The 17,461-nt window shown below is 40.0% G+C and carries 18 protein-coding genes and 4 pseudogenes; 12 read left to right on the top strand and 10 right to left on the bottom strand.

The window, feature by feature from the left end; all coding sequences use genetic code 11:
- Window positions 1–63: 63 nt before the first annotated feature.
- Window positions 64–1,008, top strand: a complete 945-nt coding sequence (locus BTR_RS09875; protein ID WP_012232337.1) for a YopJ/AvrA family T3SS effector serine/threonine acetyltransferase — start codon at window positions 64–66, stop codon at window positions 1,006–1,008.
- Between the two features lie 224 nt (window positions 1,009–1,232).
- Here the strand turns inward: BTR_RS09875 and BTR_RS12780 are convergent, their stop codons facing one another.
- Together BTR_RS12780 and BTR_RS09880 are read right to left on the bottom strand one after the other, a co-directional pair.
- A complete protein-coding gene (locus BTR_RS12780) occupies window positions 1,233–1,466 on the bottom strand; it encodes a hypothetical protein (RefSeq protein ID WP_145972913.1) in 234 nt (77 codons plus the stop codon).
- A gap of 180 nt (window positions 1,467–1,646) precedes the next feature.
- A complete protein-coding gene (locus BTR_RS09880; RefSeq protein WP_038474179.1) occupies window positions 1,647–1,907 on the bottom strand; it encodes a hypothetical protein in 261 nt (86 codons plus the stop codon).
- 122 nt (window positions 1,908–2,029) lie between these two features.
- On the opposite strand from BTR_RS09880, the gene BTR_RS09885 reads away from it, so the two are divergent.
- The 4 genes from BTR_RS09885 to BTR_RS09900 are packed head-to-tail and all read left to right on the top strand — an operon-like array spanning window position 2,030 to window position 3,266.
- The gene (locus tag BTR_RS09885; RefSeq protein ID WP_012232338.1) at window positions 2,030–2,692 is read left to right on the top strand and encodes a lysozyme; all 663 of its coding nucleotides are present in this window, start codon (window positions 2,030–2,032) and stop codon (window positions 2,690–2,692) included.
- Window positions 2,689–2,925: a hypothetical protein gene (locus tag BTR_RS09890; protein ID WP_012232339.1), complete on the top strand. Its 237-nt coding sequence runs from the start codon at window positions 2,689–2,691 to the stop codon at window positions 2,923–2,925. The genes BTR_RS09885 and BTR_RS09890 overlap by 4 nt, the downstream gene beginning before the upstream one ends.
- Entirely contained in the window at window positions 2,849–3,061 is a 213-nt protein-coding gene (locus tag BTR_RS13570; RefSeq protein WP_038474182.1) for a hypothetical protein, read from the top strand. The genes BTR_RS09890 and BTR_RS13570 overlap by 77 nt, the downstream gene beginning before the upstream one ends.
- On the top strand, window positions 3,054–3,266 hold the full coding sequence (locus BTR_RS09900; protein ID WP_038474185.1) for a hypothetical protein: 213 nt from the start codon (window positions 3,054–3,056) through the stop codon (window positions 3,264–3,266). The genes BTR_RS13570 and BTR_RS09900 overlap by 8 nt, the downstream gene beginning before the upstream one ends.
- A gap of 442 nt (window positions 3,267–3,708) precedes the next feature.
- On the opposite strand, the gene BTR_RS13705 is transcribed toward BTR_RS09900, so the two are convergent.
- From BTR_RS13705 to BTR_RS13030, 4 genes are all read right to left on the bottom strand, one after another.
- Entirely contained in the window at window positions 3,709–3,837 is a 129-nt protein-coding gene (locus BTR_RS13705; RefSeq protein ID WP_280109586.1) for a hypothetical protein, read from the bottom strand.
- 206 nt (window positions 3,838–4,043) lie between these two features.
- Window positions 4,044–4,178, bottom strand: a complete 135-nt coding sequence (locus BTR_RS13710) for a hypothetical protein (protein WP_280109587.1) — start codon at window positions 4,176–4,178, stop codon at window positions 4,044–4,046.
- A gap of 443 nt (window positions 4,179–4,621) precedes the next feature.
- Window positions 4,622–4,804, bottom strand: a complete 183-nt coding sequence (locus BTR_RS09905; RefSeq protein WP_145972914.1) for a hypothetical protein — start codon at window positions 4,802–4,804, stop codon at window positions 4,622–4,624.
- 390 nt (window positions 4,805–5,194) lie between these two features.
- Window positions 5,195–5,332: a hypothetical protein gene (locus tag BTR_RS13030; protein ID WP_158305316.1), complete on the bottom strand. Its 138-nt coding sequence runs from the start codon at window positions 5,330–5,332 to the stop codon at window positions 5,195–5,197.
- A gap of 757 nt (window positions 5,333–6,089) precedes the next feature.
- Between BTR_RS13030 and BTR_RS09910 the strand changes: the two genes are divergently transcribed.
- Both BTR_RS09910 and BTR_RS09915 read left to right on the top strand, forming a co-directional pair.
- A complete protein-coding gene (locus BTR_RS09910; protein ID WP_244393462.1) occupies window positions 6,090–7,127 on the top strand; it encodes a radical SAM protein in 1,038 nt (345 codons plus the stop codon).
- Window positions 7,120–8,904, top strand: a complete 1,785-nt coding sequence (locus BTR_RS09915; RefSeq protein ID WP_038474191.1) for an MFS transporter — start codon at window positions 7,120–7,122, stop codon at window positions 8,902–8,904. Before BTR_RS09910 ends, BTR_RS09915 begins: the two co-directional genes overlap by 8 nt.
- A 63-nt stretch (window positions 8,905–8,967) precedes the next feature.
- On the opposite strand, the pseudogene BTR_RS09920 reads toward BTR_RS09915, so the two are convergent.
- The 3 genes and pseudogenes from BTR_RS09920 to groES form a co-directional block, all read right to left on the bottom strand.
- Window positions 8,968–9,508, bottom strand: a pseudogene (locus tag BTR_RS09920) (Arm DNA-binding domain-containing protein); the annotation flags it as partial.
- Between the two features lie 258 nt (window positions 9,509–9,766).
- Entirely contained in the window at window positions 9,767–11,410 is a 1,644-nt protein-coding gene (groL, locus tag BTR_RS09925) for a chaperonin GroEL (RefSeq protein WP_012232344.1), read from the bottom strand.
- 60 nt (window positions 11,411–11,470) lie between these two features.
- Window positions 11,471–11,767, bottom strand: coding sequence for a co-chaperone GroES (gene groES / locus BTR_RS09930; protein ID WP_005774667.1), 297 nt, complete (start codon window positions 11,765–11,767; stop codon window positions 11,471–11,473).
- A gap of 230 nt (window positions 11,768–11,997) precedes the next feature.
- Between groES and fumC (BTR_RS09935) the strand changes: the two genes are divergently transcribed.
- The 4 genes and pseudogenes from fumC (BTR_RS09935) to BTR_RS09940 all read left to right on the top strand — a co-directional run.
- Window positions 11,998–13,386: a class II fumarate hydratase gene (gene fumC, locus BTR_RS09935; RefSeq protein ID WP_012232345.1), complete on the top strand. Its 1,389-nt coding sequence runs from the start codon at window positions 11,998–12,000 to the stop codon at window positions 13,384–13,386.
- A gap of 218 nt (window positions 13,387–13,604) precedes the next feature.
- Window positions 13,605–13,856: pseudogene (gene fumC, locus BTR_RS12785) on the top strand (class II fumarate hydratase); the annotation flags it as partial.
- 207 nt (window positions 13,857–14,063) lie between these two features.
- Window positions 14,064–14,315: pseudogene (gene fumC / locus BTR_RS12790) on the top strand (class II fumarate hydratase); the annotation flags it as partial.
- 149 nt (window positions 14,316–14,464) lie between these two features.
- Window positions 14,465–15,163, top strand: a pseudogene (locus tag BTR_RS09940) (lyase family protein); the annotation flags it as partial.
- 216 nt (window positions 15,164–15,379) lie between these two features.
- Here BTR_RS09940 and BTR_RS13715 read toward each other — a convergent pair.
- Entirely contained in the window at window positions 15,380–15,502 is a 123-nt protein-coding gene (locus tag BTR_RS13715; protein WP_280109588.1) for a hypothetical protein, read from the bottom strand.
- Window positions 15,503–16,557: 1,055 nt separating this feature from the next.
- Here BTR_RS13715 and BTR_RS09945 point away from each other — a divergent pair.
- Window positions 16,558–17,448, top strand: a complete 891-nt coding sequence (locus BTR_RS09945; RefSeq protein ID WP_012232346.1) for an outer membrane protein — start codon at window positions 16,558–16,560, stop codon at window positions 17,446–17,448.
- Window positions 17,449–17,461: the final 13 nt, after the last annotated feature.

The following is a 17,461-nucleotide window of genomic DNA, read 5'->3' on the forward strand; positions in this document are numbered from 1 at the left end:
TGTTTAGCCAAAATGTAAGAAAATAATTATTCTCTACCGATTATCAATCCAAAGGTTCATAGAATGAAACCACAAGATTCAAAAGACGTTTCCCCTCGTTCCTCACCAACACAAGAAGGGGCAAGTGCACAAGAAGAAACAAATGCCAATGAATCCTTAGCAAGCCTTATTGCTCGTTTACAAAAAAACGCCCTAGAAGAAGAAAATATTCCCCCTCATTCTGAAGAATTAAAAGTGATTATTGCCGGCTTAGAAGATGATCTCGTCACGGGTCATTGGATTTTTGCCGATTATGAAGATACCGATATTAGAGTGATGCCCGCTCTCGTGGAACAAGCCAATCGCAAATATCCGGACATGAATCTGAAATTAGCTCTTACAGCTGAAAAACTTACCTACGCCCTCAAAGAAACAATAGAGAGCGGCGCAAGATCTTGCCAATTTATTGTCAATATGGGAAGCAGAATCCATTTTGCAGCGATGGATTATAAAATCGTTGATGACAAAATCTCTTTGATCATGTTTGAACCGACAACATTTCAAAATATCGCTGCTGCGAAACTAGGGATAAAAATAAATCAAACCCTGGAAACTCTTCAACTGCCTCCTTATTCTTTTACCATGGCGGAAATGGATATTCAACGAAGCTCTTCTGAATGTGGGATGTTCAGTTTAAGCCTTGCCAAAAAGCTTCATACCGAATCTCAAAAATTAGAAAGACTGCATAAGGATAATGTTAAGGGTGTCTTATGTGACCCCAATTCATCTTTATCTGCTGAAAAATTAGATTCCTATCTACCCGTTAGTTTGTACAAACATACGCAAGGGCGAAGACGTCTTGAACAATATCTAAAAACCAATCCGCAAGCGATTGATGAAACAGTCAACAAAAAAGGTGAAACTATAAGAGAGAGATTTGAAAAAAACTTAAAGGAAGAAGGAGCAAAAAACGTCTCTGTTTCTCCCCATAAAAAAAGGATTACGGAATACAAATCTTTAATGATGTAATTGACATTTTTTCTCTATTCGCTCTTCATCAAAGAACGAAGCAATGCTATTTTACAGTGAAGATTTCTCTAAGCACACCAGCTTTCATGTTCGTAAAACAAAAAGAGCAAACAACGTGCTTTTTAAAAGCCCCCTCTCTTTAAATTATATCAAAATTCCAAAGCTCTTATTGGCTCAAAGCTCTTTTTAACAACGATCCTATTGAGATAGGTAAAACGCTGGACCTATGAAATACTTTCATCTTCGGCAAAAACCTGCGTCTTGTTTTCTAAGGGTGCCCGCTTTATCTCAAGCACCTCCATGCCATACGACCAACATAACCGCAATAAACCACGCTTATTGTGCATCAACCCAACACCCGCCTCCACCAACAAGACTCTATCAAAAAAACCAGTACAAGACCTCAAAACAAACCCCAAACCATCTACCAAGGAAAAACACCGGCACAAACAACCCACTTTAACTCTTACAACACAATTTACTGTTTTGCACCACAGCTCCTTTTCTCAAAAGAGCAAAAGAATGATGACACGCAAAGCAACCTTTAAAGCAACCTTTATTGGGAAGTTTTTACAAGACACCAGCAATTAACTGCCACTTCTAAAAATCCACACCCCATACCACCATCCCTACGATAACTACCCCCCATCAACAACGATATCGGCAACACTCTCACCTCTCACACCACCCGCTATACGACAGACACCATAGTCCCAGTCACCAAACAACCGCAATAAACCACGCTTATTGTGCATCAACCCAACACCCGCCTCCACCAACAAGACTCTATCAAAAAAACCAGTACAAGACCTCAAAACAAACCCCAAACCATCTACCAAGGAAAAACACCGGCACAAACCATTATTCACTTGGCCACTATTATTCACTTGAAATGTCATAACCAACCTTTTGATTTCATCACAGTTTCACGTCTCTTCTATTTTTGAAGTGTGAAAAAATTCATCTTTAATCTGTCAACCAGCCTCACTTTAAAGTGAGGCTTTATTTTATGGAGAAGCAAATGAGGAAAATATCATCAGAAGGGCTTGCACTCATTAAACAATGGGAAGGATTGCGTTTACAGGCCTATAAAGATGCCATCGGGGTGTGGACAATCGGCTATGGTCATACCAGCACGGCTGGTAAACCGTTTGTTCACAAAGGCATGATTATCACGGAAAAACAAGCCGAAGAAGTTCTTTCTCACGATTTAAGACAATTTGAGAATACCGTTGAAAAAAATGTGACGGTTTCCTTAACAGATGAACAATTCGCTGCACTCGTATCGTTTTGCTATAATGTAGGGACAGCAGCATTTTGCAAGTCGACCCTGCTCAAAAAACTTAATAACAGCGAATATGAAGCTGTTCCTTCTGAATTACAAAAGTGGACCAAAGCAGGAGGAAAGCGTCTTCACGGTCTTGTGCACCGTCGTGCAGCAGAAGCGGGGTTATGGGCAAAAGGGGCTTATGTTTCTCCCAACTATCAAACCGTGGAAACAAAAGAACCCATGGGTTTTTTCAGAGCAGAAGCCTTAACACCCATTATTGGTTCTTTTTCTGGACTTGGAGGCTTATTAGCAGGCAATGGTCCCATCCAATGGGCCTTGGCAACCATCATGATTTTAGCCGCCTGTGTTGGCATTTTTTTTGTAGCAAAACGCTTTCGGGAGCAGCGCTTATGATGGGATGGATGAAAAAAAATTTGACGATAACAGGAGCGGTTCTAGCGGCTACTTTTATCGCTTTAGCAAAAGCTTTTACACTTGGAAAGAAGATTGAACAGCAAAAACAAACAGAACAAACGCTAAAGTCATCAACAACACGGCTAGAGGTGGAAAATGAAATTAATCAAAAAAGTGATCCTGATGTACGGGCTGCTCTTACTCACTGGTTGCGCCATAAAAACAATCAATGAGTCTTCGTCTTGCATTGGTTGGATGCCCATTTATTTAGACCAAAAAGATCTCAAAAACATCAGTTCAAATCTCGCCAGAGATATTTTAAAGCATAACAAACAAGGGGAAGGCTTGTGTGGGTGGAAACATGGCTAGAAAAAAAGTAGAAAAACAAACAGAGCTTACAGAAAAGGAAAAAGAAATTCTTCAAGAAATCATCATGACTTATAAAAGTATCAAAGTGATGTCACGCTATACGAAATGGATTATATTCATTATTTTCCTCTTAGTGCTTGATTTTTCACGCATTATGGATGCGTTAGCAAGTATTTTTACACAAAAATCAAATATTCAGCTCTAAAATAAACAATCAAACATGAGACGTGTTCAATTTTTTTAAACAACATCCATTATTTTTTGAAAATAGGGAGTTTTTATTGATGATTTTTCACGTCTCATGAAGAAGTTTACACGCTTTACAAACGCTATTATGTGATGAATTTTCAGGCATCATAGCGACATTAATGCTATCGGCATGAAAAGAGATTTTAAAAAAAATCATGCAGACGAAACTTAAGCGAATGCAAGAGAATAATCTTGAAAAACAAACATGCCAACGTGCATTTTTTTAAATAACGTATTGATATACAGAGAATTTTATCTTCATCATCCATACCATTAAAACCACTCAAAGAGTTTTCTTTTAAATAAACGCATCAGTAAGCAACAAAAATCATCTTATGAGATACACCCCTCCATCTTTTATGAAGCATAAAGGGAATCTCCTATAAGTTCCATACACTTCATGGAAGCATTATACCACAGCCCCCCGCACCACGCACACCAACCAGCCTCATACCACAGCACCACACACCACCCCCTATACGACAGATACCATAGCCTCTATCCCCAACACAACCGCAATAAACCACGCTTATTGTGCATCAACCCACCCCCCGCCTCCACCAACAAGACTCTATCGAAAAACCAGTACAAGACCTCAAAAAAAAACCAAACCATCTACCAAGGAAAAACACCGGCACAAACAACCCACTTTCTCTTGCAACACAATTTACTTTTTCGCACCACAGCTCCTTTTCTCAAAAGAGCAAAAGAATGATGACACGCAAAGCAACCTTTATTGGGAAGTTTTTACAAGACACCAGCAATTAACTGTAACTTCTAAAAACACCACCCCCGTACCACCCACCATACCACACACCATCCCCCGTATCACGGCACCAATCCCCCGCACACCACGCACCAGTGCCATCACGCAATAGGCTTGAAAGCACAAGGTCTCTTTTCTACTGCTTTCTGTAAATTTGCAAAATCGTAAAAACGTAGAGCTGTAAAATGAACCATAAGAATGTGCACTTTAACCCCCATACCACACACCAACCCTCGCACAACGCACCACCCCCTATACGACAGACACCATAGCCTCTATCCCCAACACAACCGCAATAAACCACGCTTATTGTGCATCAACCCAACACCCGCCTCCACCAACAAAATTCTATCAAAAAAAACAAAACAAGATCTCAAAACAAACCCCAAACCATCTACCAAGGAAAAACACCGGCACAAACAACCCACTTTAACTCTTGCAACACAATTTACTTTTTCGCACCACAGCTCCTTTTCTCAAAAGAGCAAAAGAATAATGACACGCAAAGCAACCTTTATTGGGAAGTTTTTACAAGACACCAGCAATTAACTGTAACTTCTAAAAACACCACACACCATACCACAGCACCAACTCCCGCACCACGCACACCAACCAGCGCCATCACGCACCAGCCCCCGTACCACAGCACCACGCACCAGCCCCGTATCACGGCACCAATCCCCCGCACACCACGCACCAGTGCCATCACGCAATAGGCTTGAAAGCACAAGGTCTCTTTTCTACTGCTTTCTGTAAATTTGCAAAATCGTAAAAACGTAGAGCTGTAAAATGAACCATAAGAATGTGCACTTTAACCCCCATACCACACACCAACCCTCGCACAACGCACCACCCCCTATACGACAGACACCATAGCCTCTATCCCCAACACAACCGCAATAAACCACGCTTATTGTGCATCAACCCACCCCCCGCCTCCACCAACAAAATTCTATCAAAAAAAACAAAACAAGATCTCAAAACAAACCCCAAACCATCTACCAAGGAAAAACACCGGCACAAACAACCCACTTTAACTCTTGCAACACAATTTACTTTTTCGCACCACGGCTCCTTTTCTCAAAAGAGCAAAAGAATAATGACACGCAAAGCAACCTTTATTGGGAAGTTTTTACAAGACACCAGCAATTAACTGTAACTTCTAAAAACACCACACACCATACCACAGCACCAACTCCCGCACCACGCACACCAACCAGCGCCATCACGCACCAGCCCCCGTACCACAGCACCACGCACCAGTGCCATCACGCAATAGGCTTGAAAGCACAAGGTCTCTTTTCTACTGCTTTCTGTAAATTTGCAAAATCGTAAAAACGTGGAGCTGTAAAATGAACCATAAGAATGTGCACTTTGTAAGAAAAATGACGGGTGTAATAAGGGAGGTCTGGAAAAAGGCACAAATGAAAGGGATGAAATAGCGTGCTGCTCGTAGAGACATCAGAGCTGTGATATATTGGGAGCTATAAGGATAGACTATTAAAGATAGAGGGTTAAAGCAAAGATAAGGCGAAGCTTTTTTTCCACGTAAAAAAACCGCTTTCCAGAACAAAAAAATAATTGAAAAATTTTTCTTCTGAGAAGCTGATTTACGCAACAACTATACTTTATTTCAACCCCCAAAAAACCTTTTTAAAATTACTTGATAAAGCAGAGCATTGCATATTTCTTATTGCGATTGAAATAAGGAATAATACTTTTTGAATGAACTTAATAATTAAAATGGAAATTAGCTGAGCACAAGAGTTTTTCGATTTATACCGGTATAGGCCAATGTTTTTTCCAAACCGAATATTGCGTAATACAGTTAAATTGATTTTACAATTATAAAGTTGTAAATCTTTAGACTTTTTACAAAAGACTAATTTTCTTGAATATAAATAAGGTACATAATAACAATATGAGGAGGATATACTGTTGCGGCAAAGCTTAATGTAGAGACAGAGATTTTAGCATCAGATTTTTCAATTTTGTTAAGAGAACTAGAAAAGAATGGTTTTTCTTTTAAAGAAGGAAAACTTGATTAGTGCGTCAGATTCGATTTTTGATCTTAAAAAATTATGGGTACCTGTAACACCTATTATACATATTATCCAGAATTGCAATAGCCCTTGTATCATGTGCGATTGCTGGAAGATTAAGGAAAAAAATTGGCATACTCCAGAAAGTTTAATCCCCTTATTTAGAATGTTGAAAGAAAAAGGAGCGGCCTCAGTGATGCTTTCTGGGGGAGAACCTTTAATGCATCCGAAGCTTAAAGATATTTTATTAACGTTAAATGAACTAGGTCTGCCTGTTGAATTAAATACCAATGGCATCTTATTGCATAAAAATTTATGGATTTCACAGTATGACATAAAAGAAATTGTTATTTCTATGGATTCGATGAGTATCCAAGGATATTATGATATACGGGGGGCGAATAAATTTGATCGCGTGTGGAAAAACATTGAAACAGTTAAGAATCTTCAACCTCTGCAAAGTATAGGAATAAGAGCGACAGTTACCAAAGAGATTCTAGAAAATATTATTAATTTTATTGATTTTTGTATAAGCAAAGATGTCGATTATATCGGATTCAGCCCGCTCGATACATCGTCATTTAGTTTTTCTAGAAAAAATAATACAAACGATCGATCTAAGGCTTTAAGAAACAAAATTCTTCCGCAAAACGCTTCACTTTTTCATTTGAGAGATGAATTATCAAGGAAAGAATCCCCCCTCCAGATTTATATAGATAAAAAGTTCCAAGAAAGGAAAATCTCATGGACGTCACAAAATTTTGTAAATTGTATTAATTATTACTTAGGCGAAAATTCTACGTACGTTTCGTCGCCGTTAATGTGTTTATTTCCATTTTCATCCTTGGTATTGGACGATAATGGAGATTTAAAAAATTGCTTTTATTCAGAAGCTTTTGGGAATCTACAAAATTATGAGGCAATAGATTGGTCTGCTCAAAGCGTTTTAAAATCTTTGAAAGAATCTGGTGCATGGAGCGGATGTCGTGGGAAGGTATTTTGTGGATAAGGTTAAGCAATTTAAGATTTATAGTGTTAGCAAGTCTACTGCTCTCGTGGTTGCTGTTTTACCACTTTTTTTGTCGGAAAAATTGCATTTGTCGCAAGCGGATATTGTTTTAATCGGGAGTTATTTTTTATTGCTTCCTTTGATCTTAGAAGTCCCCTTGGGTTTATTATCAGATGTTTATGGAAGTAAGCGCGTTATTTATACTGGGCTGTTTTTCTTTCTTTGCGGTTTTTTAGCTCTTTTTATGAATTATGCATATTTTGCTTACGCCACTTATTTGTTGTGTATTACATTAGCAGCCGCTTGTTTCTCAGGTGCGGAAGATAGTTTACTTTTTTCTGTAGTCCCAAAGCATCGCACACTGTTTTCCGTTAAGTCTGAAGTGGCTGCTGTTACCTATAGTGTGACAACGGTACTTATTTTTTTAGGGGGAATACTTTATTATGTACATCCTGCATTGCCTGTGATTTTTCAAGTCCTTTCATTAATTTTTGCTATTTTTATGTTTTCAAAACTGACGAAGGGATTAGATAGTTTTCATATCAACGCTCATCCGAGTATTTTCACAGTTCTGTGCACCAGCCGTAAAGAAGTCAAAAATCCTTATCGCTTCACTCTTATTTTTTTAAGTGCAGTTTCAGCTTTTGCTATTTTGGTTAATAATCGAACTATTTCTATCGCATTTTCTGATTTTTTGCCATTTCAACCTGCTATTTTGGTTTCGATTATTTTTATCATTGGGAATTTTTTTTCAGCAAGTTCCAATATATTGTTTCAGAAGTATTTTTCAAAGTTTCAAAATCCTATTTTTCCCGTCTTAATGATTGGTTGTATGGTAACCATTGCTTTTTTTCTCATGTCATTTCAAATCATTGGGGCTCTTATATTAGGATTTTTACTGCTATGTGTTTTTAAATCTGCTTATCGATCTTATTTGTCGTCTCTTCTTATAAATTCACTGATTGATCCCAAAGCTATCGCGACTGTTTTATCATTTACAGCCATTATTACAGCTGTTGTATCCTTTGCATTCAGTTTTTTATACGGTCATATTTTTTCAACATTCTGGCAAGCTAATTTGTGGTTGGCAGTGGTTATGGCTGTGATTTTTGGGGTGTCTGCTTTAATTATTTTTGTCAAAAAACAAGAAATCATTTGGTTACAGCCTGAAAATGCACAATCGTCAAAACAACATTTCTTGAAACGCAAGCATCAAGAGTTTTGCTATGGGCAAATTTATCCGGAAGCATCGTGCATTAATGAAAACATCAAGGATGGCTCTTTTCGACAAAGTCTCTATCCTGCACCAAATTTGATAACACTTTGCGATGAAGTCGTCGAATGGGAGTTTATCCGGGGTACTGTATTAAGCCAAATGGATTTGCTCCATCAAAAGGCGATTATTGATCAAATCAATAAGATCTTTCAAGATCGATTAAGCAAGAATATAATCTTATCACATGGAGATTTACATCCTGATAATATCATTGTTACTCCTGAGAATTCTTTTATGGTCGTGGATTGGGATTTATGTCAAGAAGCCAGTCCGGAATTGGATATCTTAACATTTTTCACCAGTCCAAGATTATCTCTCAATTTAGAAGAACGGATAGACTATATTTCTCATTTGCTGTCGATATCAAAGGATGAAGCTTTACCAATGATAAAAGCGTTTGTGGCTAAAAAAATTTCTGATCTTTGTCTATACCAAAATATTTTCATGAAACAATTAGTATTGGATTATATGAACTTGAATAAGGAATTTCATGGGCAATAATATTGTAATTTGTAATGAAAATTGCAGTGCGGGCTGCAATCATTGTCCCTATTCGATGCCTCATGCAGCCGCATGTTTGAGACAAGGATTAAGGCATATAAGTGCTTTTTCTGCTGTTCCTGCTTTTGTATGCCAAAGAGGAGCAAGGGTATTTCGTATCTCTGTTTGTGTAATCTTTGAAACGGGTAAACAGCCTAGTTTAGGGAGAATATAAAGACGTAAAGGTGAAAACCATTTACCATTTTGACCATCACCTTTTAATTCGGCTTTACGGCTTTCAAAAGCATCCATGACAATATCTTTTAAATAATGAAGATGGCGCATTGCTTCACGCTTTTGTTTATTGCGTTCTTGAATAGGATCACGCCCCTCACGTAAAACCGAACGCCACCCAGTTGCCCATTCACGGCCTTGTTTTAAAGAAACGTTTCGCAACGCACCCAATCCCATTTCACGACGGCGCCCGTGAAGGGTATAGCAGTAAATCCATTAAGCACCTTCATCTTTACGTTTATGAAGAAGCAAGCCGGCACCATCACACTATTTGCCAACCCGTGGGTGTTGCCGACAGATCTTGGCACTTCAGACGATTCATAAGAGCCATTTTTACTCCTTTCTTATACAAATTTGATTCACACACTCATCCCTCTTGTGATGTGCAAATGAGTGGTTTTGATTGATTCAACATAAACAGCTTTGAAATGAGAGAATCTTGCGTTATTCGAGGGTCTAATTCAATATAAATAACGATAGATTATCATTATAAATCAATGTGTTATCAAGAATAAGAAGAAGAAAAGAAAAAGACAAAAAAAAACGGGTCAAAAAGACCCGTTTCTTGATTATCTCTAGGGAAAAGAGCTTAGAAATCCATTCCGCCCATTCCACCCATTCCACCAGCCGGCATTGGAGGCATTGGAGTATCTTTCTTTGGCATTTCAGCCACCATTGCTTCTGTTGTGATCAGAAGGCTGGCAATTGAAGCCGCATTCTGAAGCGCAGAACGCACCACCTTCACAGGATCAACAATTCCCAAAGCAATCAAATCACCAAATTCACCGGTTGCGGTATTGTAACCATATGTATCGGCATTATTTTCCAACACCTTACCCACAATAATCGCTGCTTCTTCACCAGCATTGGTGGCGATTTGGCGTGCTGGAGCCTGGAGAGCACGACGAACGATATTAATACCAGCTTCTTGGTCAGGATTACCTCCCTTAACGGTCAACGCACTTGCTGCACGCAACAATGCAGTACCACCACCAGCAACAATACCTTCTTCCACAGCCGCCCGTGTTGCATTCAACGCATCATCCACACGGTCTTTCTTTTCTTTCACTTCAACTTCTGTTGCGCCACCCACACGGATAACAGCAACACCACCAGCGAGTTTAGCAAGTCTTTCTTGCAATTTTTCACGATCATAGTCAGAAGTTGTTTCTTCAATCTGCGCTTTAATCTGATTGACGCGTGCGGTAATTTCAGCCTTTTGTCCAGCACCATCAATAATGGTGGTGTTTTCTTTAGAAATATTCACTTTCTTTGCACGTCCAAGCATATCCAAAGTGACATTTTCAAGCTTAATGCCGACATCTTCAGAAATCACCTGTCCCGATGTCAAGATAGCGATATCTTCAAGCATTGCTTTACGACGATCACCAAAGCCAGGCGCTTTTACAGCAGCAATTTTCAAACCACCGCGCAATTTGTTGACCACGAGCGTTGCCAAAGCTTCACCTTCCACATCTTCAGCAATGATAAGAAGGGGTTTGCCAGACTGAACAACGGCTTCCAAAACGGGAAGCAAGGATTGCAAATTAGACAGTTTCTTTTCGTGAATGAGAATGTAAGGATCATCAAGATCTGCAACCATTTTCTCAGCATTCGTGACGAAGTAAGGGGAAAGATAGCCACGATCAAACTGCATTCCTTCCACGACTTCCAATTCCGTTTCAGCCGTTTTAGCTTCTTCTACGGTAATAACGCCTTCATTGCCCACTTTTTCCATGGCATCAGCAATCATTTTACCGATTTCAGCAGCACCATTGGCCGAAATGGTTCCAACTTGCGCAATTTCTGCAGAAGTTTGGATTTTTTTAGCTTTTTTGAAAAGATTAGCCACCACTTCATCCACAGCAGCATCAATTCCGCGTTTAAGATCCATAGGGTTCATGCCCGCAGCAACGGCTTTGACACCTTCTTGTACGATAGCTTGTCCCAAAACAGTTGCCGTTGTTGTTCCATCCCCAGCAATATCATTGGTTTTAGAAGCAACTTCGCGCAACATCTGCGCACCCATATTTTCGAACTTATCTTCCAGTTCGATTTCCTTTGCAACGGATACACCATCTTTTGTGATACGCGGCGCACCAAATGATTTATCGATCACCACATTGCGCCCTTTAGGGCCGAGTGTCACCTTAACCGCATTAGCAAGGATGTCGACACCGCGCAACAAACGCTCACGCGCTTCACGGCCAAATTTGACTTCTTTAGCAGCCATTTAATTTCTCCTTGGAGTTTTTCTCAAAATAGTACACAATGAAAATTTGAGCGCTTTTAATTAGCCCATAATTCCCATAATGTCAGATTCTTTCATGATTAAGAGGTCTTCCCCATTAATCTTGACTTCAGTTCCAGACCATTTTCCAAACAAAATACGGTCCCCTGTTTTGACTTCTAAAGGCACGCGCTTTCCGTTATCGTCGAGAGCGCCATTGCCAACAGCAATAACTTCACCTTCTTGTGGTTTTTCTTTTGCTGTATCCGGAATGATAATCCCACCAGCGGTTTTATTTTCAGATTCAACCCGACGAACAACGACACGGTCGTGAAGTGGGCGGAATTGTATATTAGCCATGTTTTAAATCCTTAAAACTGAACATAATTGCATTAATCTTAGAAAGCTCTTGCTAGCACTCTTAAGTCATGAGTGCTAACACTATCCAAGATATAAAATCGGCTTTTCTCAATGTCAAGGATAGCCATAAAATAATTTCTCTATAAATGAGACTTCCATGTCTTGCTTCTTCTTGCACTTTCGCGTTATCTAGCTTTTTTAAGAACCCGTGAACAAAAAAGGATCTTATCATGGTTGAAACACGTCAGGAAACGGATAGCTTTGGAACGATTTCGGTCCGCCAAGATCGTTATTGGGGGGCACAAACTGAACGTTCTCTGCATAATTTTAATATTGGCACTGAAAAGCAGCCCCTTACCATCATTTATGCCTTAAGCCTTATCAAAAAAGCGGCTGCTCTTGTCAATATGGACAAAGGCAAACTTTCCCCCAAGATTGGAAAAGCGATTGTCACTGCTGCCGATGAAGTTCTCTCTGGCGCCTTCGATACGCATTTTCCCCTTTCTGTTTGGCAAACAGGCTCAGGGACACAAAGCAATATGAATGTCAACGAAGTGATTGCCAACCATGCGAGCATGCTTTTGGGGGGCAAACTGGGAAGCAAAAAGCCTGTTCATCCCAATGACCATGTCAATATGAGTCAATCATCAAACGATTCCTTTCCCACAGCACTGCACATTGCCACCACGCTGCAAACGCGCCAACATCTTTTTCCTATTCTTGAAGCACTCATTACCACTTTCAAGAAAAAAGAAGAAGAATTTGCCGACATTATCAAAATTGGACGCACCCATACACAAGATGCAACCCCCTTAACGCTTGCACAAGAATTTTCAGGCTATCGGGTCGCCCTAGAAGCCAATCTTCGTCGTATTGAAACAGCCCTTGCTGATGTTCAAATGCTTGCTCAAGGTGGAACAGCTGTCGGAACAGGGCTCAACGCTCCAAAAGGTTTTGACGTTGCCTTTGCACAAACCATCAGCACCCTCACAGGAATATCCTTTAAGACAGCGCACAATAAATTTGAAGCGCTTGCCCATCATGGCGCACTTGCACATTTCCACGGAAGCTTGAATGCCCTCGCTGCTGATCTCTTTAAAATTGCCAATGACATTCGGTTTTTAGGCTCTGGCCCCCGTTCCGGCTTAGGCGAACTCAACCTCCCTGAAAATGAACCTGGCTCTTCTATTATGCCCGGCAAGATCAACCCCACCCAGTGTGAAGCTATGACCATGGTTGCAGCCCAAGTTTTTGGTAATCATACCAGCGTAACCTTTGCCGCCAGCCAAGGGCACTTTGAACTCAACGTCTATAAACCCGTTATTGGCTATAACGTTTTACAATCGATTACCCTTCTTGGTGATTGCATGCGTTCTTTTGATATGCATTGCATTCAAGGATTACGCGCCAATCGTGTTCATATTCACGCACTCATGGAGCGCTCACTGATGTTAGTCACCGCTCTTGCCCCAGAAATTGGTTATGAAAAAGCCGCGGAAATTGCTAAGGCAGCGCACAAAAATGATACAACACTACGCACCGAAGCCCTCAAAGCAGGTGTTTCTGGAGAAGATTATGACCGGCTGGTTGATCCCAAAAAGATGATTGCTCCGCAATAAAGAATCCTTAAGAGAAAATGCAAACTTCTTAAATCTTATTCATCAAAACTATCGGGGCACCCACGCCCCGATAGTTTTGATTATAATTCTCCCCAGTGTTCATTTTAAACGCTTATCCCGTTCTAGCTCTTGACCCCAAGGAAGAAGAGTTCTTGGAGCAGAACACAACGCCCCGAAAGGTTTTGACGTTGCCTCTGCTCAAAACAATCCGCACCCTCATTATGCATTGCATTCAAGAATTACGCGCCAATCGTGTTCATATTCACGCACTCATGGAGCGCTCACCGATGTGAGTCACCGCTCTTGCCCCAGAAATTGGTTATGAAAAAGCCGCGGAAATTGCCAAAGCAGCGCATAAAAATGATACAACACTACGCACCGAAGCCCTCAAAGCAGGTGTTTCTGGAGAAGATTATGACCGGCTGGTTGATCCCAAAAAGATGATTGCTCCGAAATCAAAGAATCCTTAAGAGAAAATGCAAACTTCTTAAATCTTATTCATCAAAACTATCGGGGCACCCACGCCCCGATAGTTTTGATTATAATTCTCCCCAGTGTTCATTTTAAACGCTTATCCCGTTCTAGCTCTTGACCCCAAGGAAGAAGAGTTCTTGGAGCAGAACACAACGCCCCGAAAGGTTTTGACGTTGCCTCTGCTCAAAACAATCCGCACCCTCATTATGCATTGCATTCAAGAATTACGCGCCAATCGTGTTCATATTCACGCACTCATGGAGCGCTCACCGATGTGAGTCACCGCTCTTGCCCCAGAAATTGGTTATGAAAAAGCCGCGGAAATTGCCAAAGCAGCGCATAAAAATGATACAACACTACGCACCGAAGCCCTCAAAGCAGGTGTTTCTGGAGAAGATTATGACCGGCTGGTTGATCCCAAAAAGATGATCACTCCGAAATCAAAGAATCCTTGAGAGAAAATGCAAACTTCTTAAATCTTATCCAACAAAACTATCGCGGCACCCACGCCCCGATAGTTTTGATTATGATTCTCCCCAGTGTTCATTTTAAACGCTTATCCCGTTCTAGCTCTTGACCCCAAGGAAGAAGAGTTCTTGGAGCAGAACACAACGCCCCGAAAGGTTTTGACGTTGCCTTTGCACAAACCATCAGCACCCTCACAGGAATATCCTTTAAAACGGCACACAATAAATTTGAATCGCTTGCCTATCATGGCGCACTTGCACATTTCCACAAAAGCTTGAATGCCCTCGCTGCTGATCTCTTTAAAATTGCCAATGACATTCGGTTTTTAGGCTCTGGCCCCCGTTCCGGCTTAGGCGAACTCAACCTCCCTGAAAATGAACCTGGCTCTTCTATTATGCCCGGCAAGATCAACCCCACCCAGTGTGAAGCTATGACCATGGTTGCAGCCCAAGTTTTTGGTAATCATACCAGCGTAACCTTTGCCGCCAGCCAAGGGCACTTTGAACTCAACGTCTATAAACCCGTTATTGGCTATAACGTTTTACAATCGATTACCCTTCTTGGTGATTGCATGCGTTCTTTTGATATGCATTGCATTCAAGGATTACGCGCCAATCGTGTTCATATTCACGCACTCATGGAGCGCTCACTGATGTTAGTCACCGCTCTTGCCCCAGAAATTGGCTATGAAAAAGCCGCGGAAATTGCTAAGGCAGCGCATAAAAATGATACAACACTACGCACCGAAGCCCTCAAAGCAGGTGTTTCTGGAGAAGATTATGACCGGCTGGTTGATCCCAAAAAGATGATTGCTCCGAAATCAAAGAATCCTTAAGAGAAAATGCAAACTTCTTAAATCTTATTCATCAAAACTATCGCGGCGCTCACGCTCCGATTATATGACCACAATATTTTAAACGCTTATCCCCATTCCAGCTTTTGTAAAATAAAATAATATATTGATTTATAATGACACTATAGCATTATCCAGCTTGCATGAGAGTCCTAAATATCGATAAAATTCTCTCATTTTAAATCCATTTATGTTGAATCAATCAAAATCACCTGCTTGCACATCATAAGCATAGTGAGTATGTGGCGTAGAATTGTATGAGACAAGGACTAAAAAATGTTTCTCATGAACCGTCTGAAGAACCAAGGGGGAACACAACATTTTAGAGCCCTTTAAAGCAGCCCCCAAAGTGTATACCAAGTGTATGATATGCCGGCTTTCTCTTTTATGAAACGCCAAAGATGAGTGTGTGCAATAGAAAAACAACGGTTGGAACAAAATACAACACCCCGCAAAACTTTAACTTTGCCTCTGCTCAAAAAAATCCGCACCCTCACAGAGATATATCCTTGGGTAACGTGCAATCAATTTGAAGCGCTACCCATCATGGTTACTCTTGCGCATTGCTCCCCAAAGCCTCAATCCATGTGCTGTTCTCTTTAAAATTGCTAATGACATTCGGTTTTTAGCTCCAAACTGAGACGAACGAGAAGAATAGTTTATCATTTCACATGAACATGAATGAGAAACCTTCATAGAAGAATGCTCTCCCGCGCCTCTCTTTTTATTCTTCGTATTGCTCCTTGTTATTTTTCATGTTCCCCCCTGCTTATTTCTGATATCCTCCCTTGCTTATTTTTATCCCATTGAATCAATCCCAACGATACGCTTGGATTATCACAAGCAAACATAGCCTATCGATAAAAAATAATTGCTCTTCTTCTCACATCCCCAAGGCTATCGCCATATAAAAGCATTCGCCATACAAAGGCATTCACAATATTGAAAACTGGCAAAGAATACGAGAAACCGCCATGCACTTTTTTAACACGAGGCACATCCATATTATAATATATTTATATATATATATATATTCAGCATAATAACCATTATGGATTATATATTTGTCATAAAATAATAAAAGATATTTCTATATACACAAAACAATATTTAAAAAAAACGAAAAGCTTATTTATTATAAAATAATTTTTTTAAACACAGAGAACACTGAAGGAAATATATCCACCCCAAAAAATCATTAAAACTAAGGTTTATATGGGAAAATAGCAAGACAAACACGTTTCAAAAAAAGCTTAACAATGAAAAATTATAGCTTTTTAGAGCATTTTATTTTTCATAATGATAATTAAATATAGATTTTTTTAACCAATTCATGCATAATGAATAATGTTATTTAAATAAATTGGGGACGTTTTATGAAAACAAAATGTTTATTTGTACTATCTCTTTTCACTTTCATGACCACTTCAACAGCGCAAGCCGCCGATACGGTAATCTCTCAGCAATCACAACCGAGTGTTTCAGCGCCAAGTAGTTTATCATCACGGCTCTCACCGGTTACTGTCTCAGCACCTTTTTCTTGGTCTGGTTTTTATTTTGGCGGACAACTTGGACATCTTTCCAGTAAAAGCACTTTAAATTACGCACCAGAATCCCAAGGCGGAAAATGGGCTTTGGTCGATAGAGGTTTATCACCAAAACCAACAGGCTTTGTCGCCGGTTTTTATGCAGGTTCTAATATTGATTTAGGAAATAGCCTTGTTGTCAGTTTTGATACGGATATGATCTGGTCGGGGAAGAAAAATACCCAAACGGACAATGGAAAAAAAATTCTCGATAAATTAGACTCTGTTCATGCTGCCTTTCACGACGCTGGGATTCCTATTATAACATCTGAAGTTCAAGATGAAACAATCCCCAACTATAGTGATATTATTGTAAGTAGTGTAACGTTGAAAGAAAAATGGGCTGGAGCTGCCCGCGCGCGTATTGGTTTTGCTTCCCATCGCCTTATGCCTTATATTGCAGGGGGTGTTGCCTATACACAGATGCAATATATCCTATCCCTTTTAACAAAATCGCAAGAAGATTCGACGGTATTTGCTTCTGGTGATGTATTCGATAAAACAAAAACAATGATTGGTTATACTGTGGGTGGTGGCTTTGATCTTGCCATGACAGATGACATTATCATGCGTACAGAATATCGTTATACCGATTTTTTTAAACAGAAATTTGCAAATGATGAACTTAAAATGAGCGTCCAAACGCATAATTTTCGCCTTGGTATCGCTTATAAATTCTAATATCTTTTAGAAA

It is taken from the genome of Bartonella tribocorum CIP 105476, from assembly GCF_000196435.1.
In the GTDB taxonomy this organism is placed as follows: Bacteria; Pseudomonadota; Alphaproteobacteria; order Rhizobiales; family Rhizobiaceae; genus Bartonella; species Bartonella tribocorum.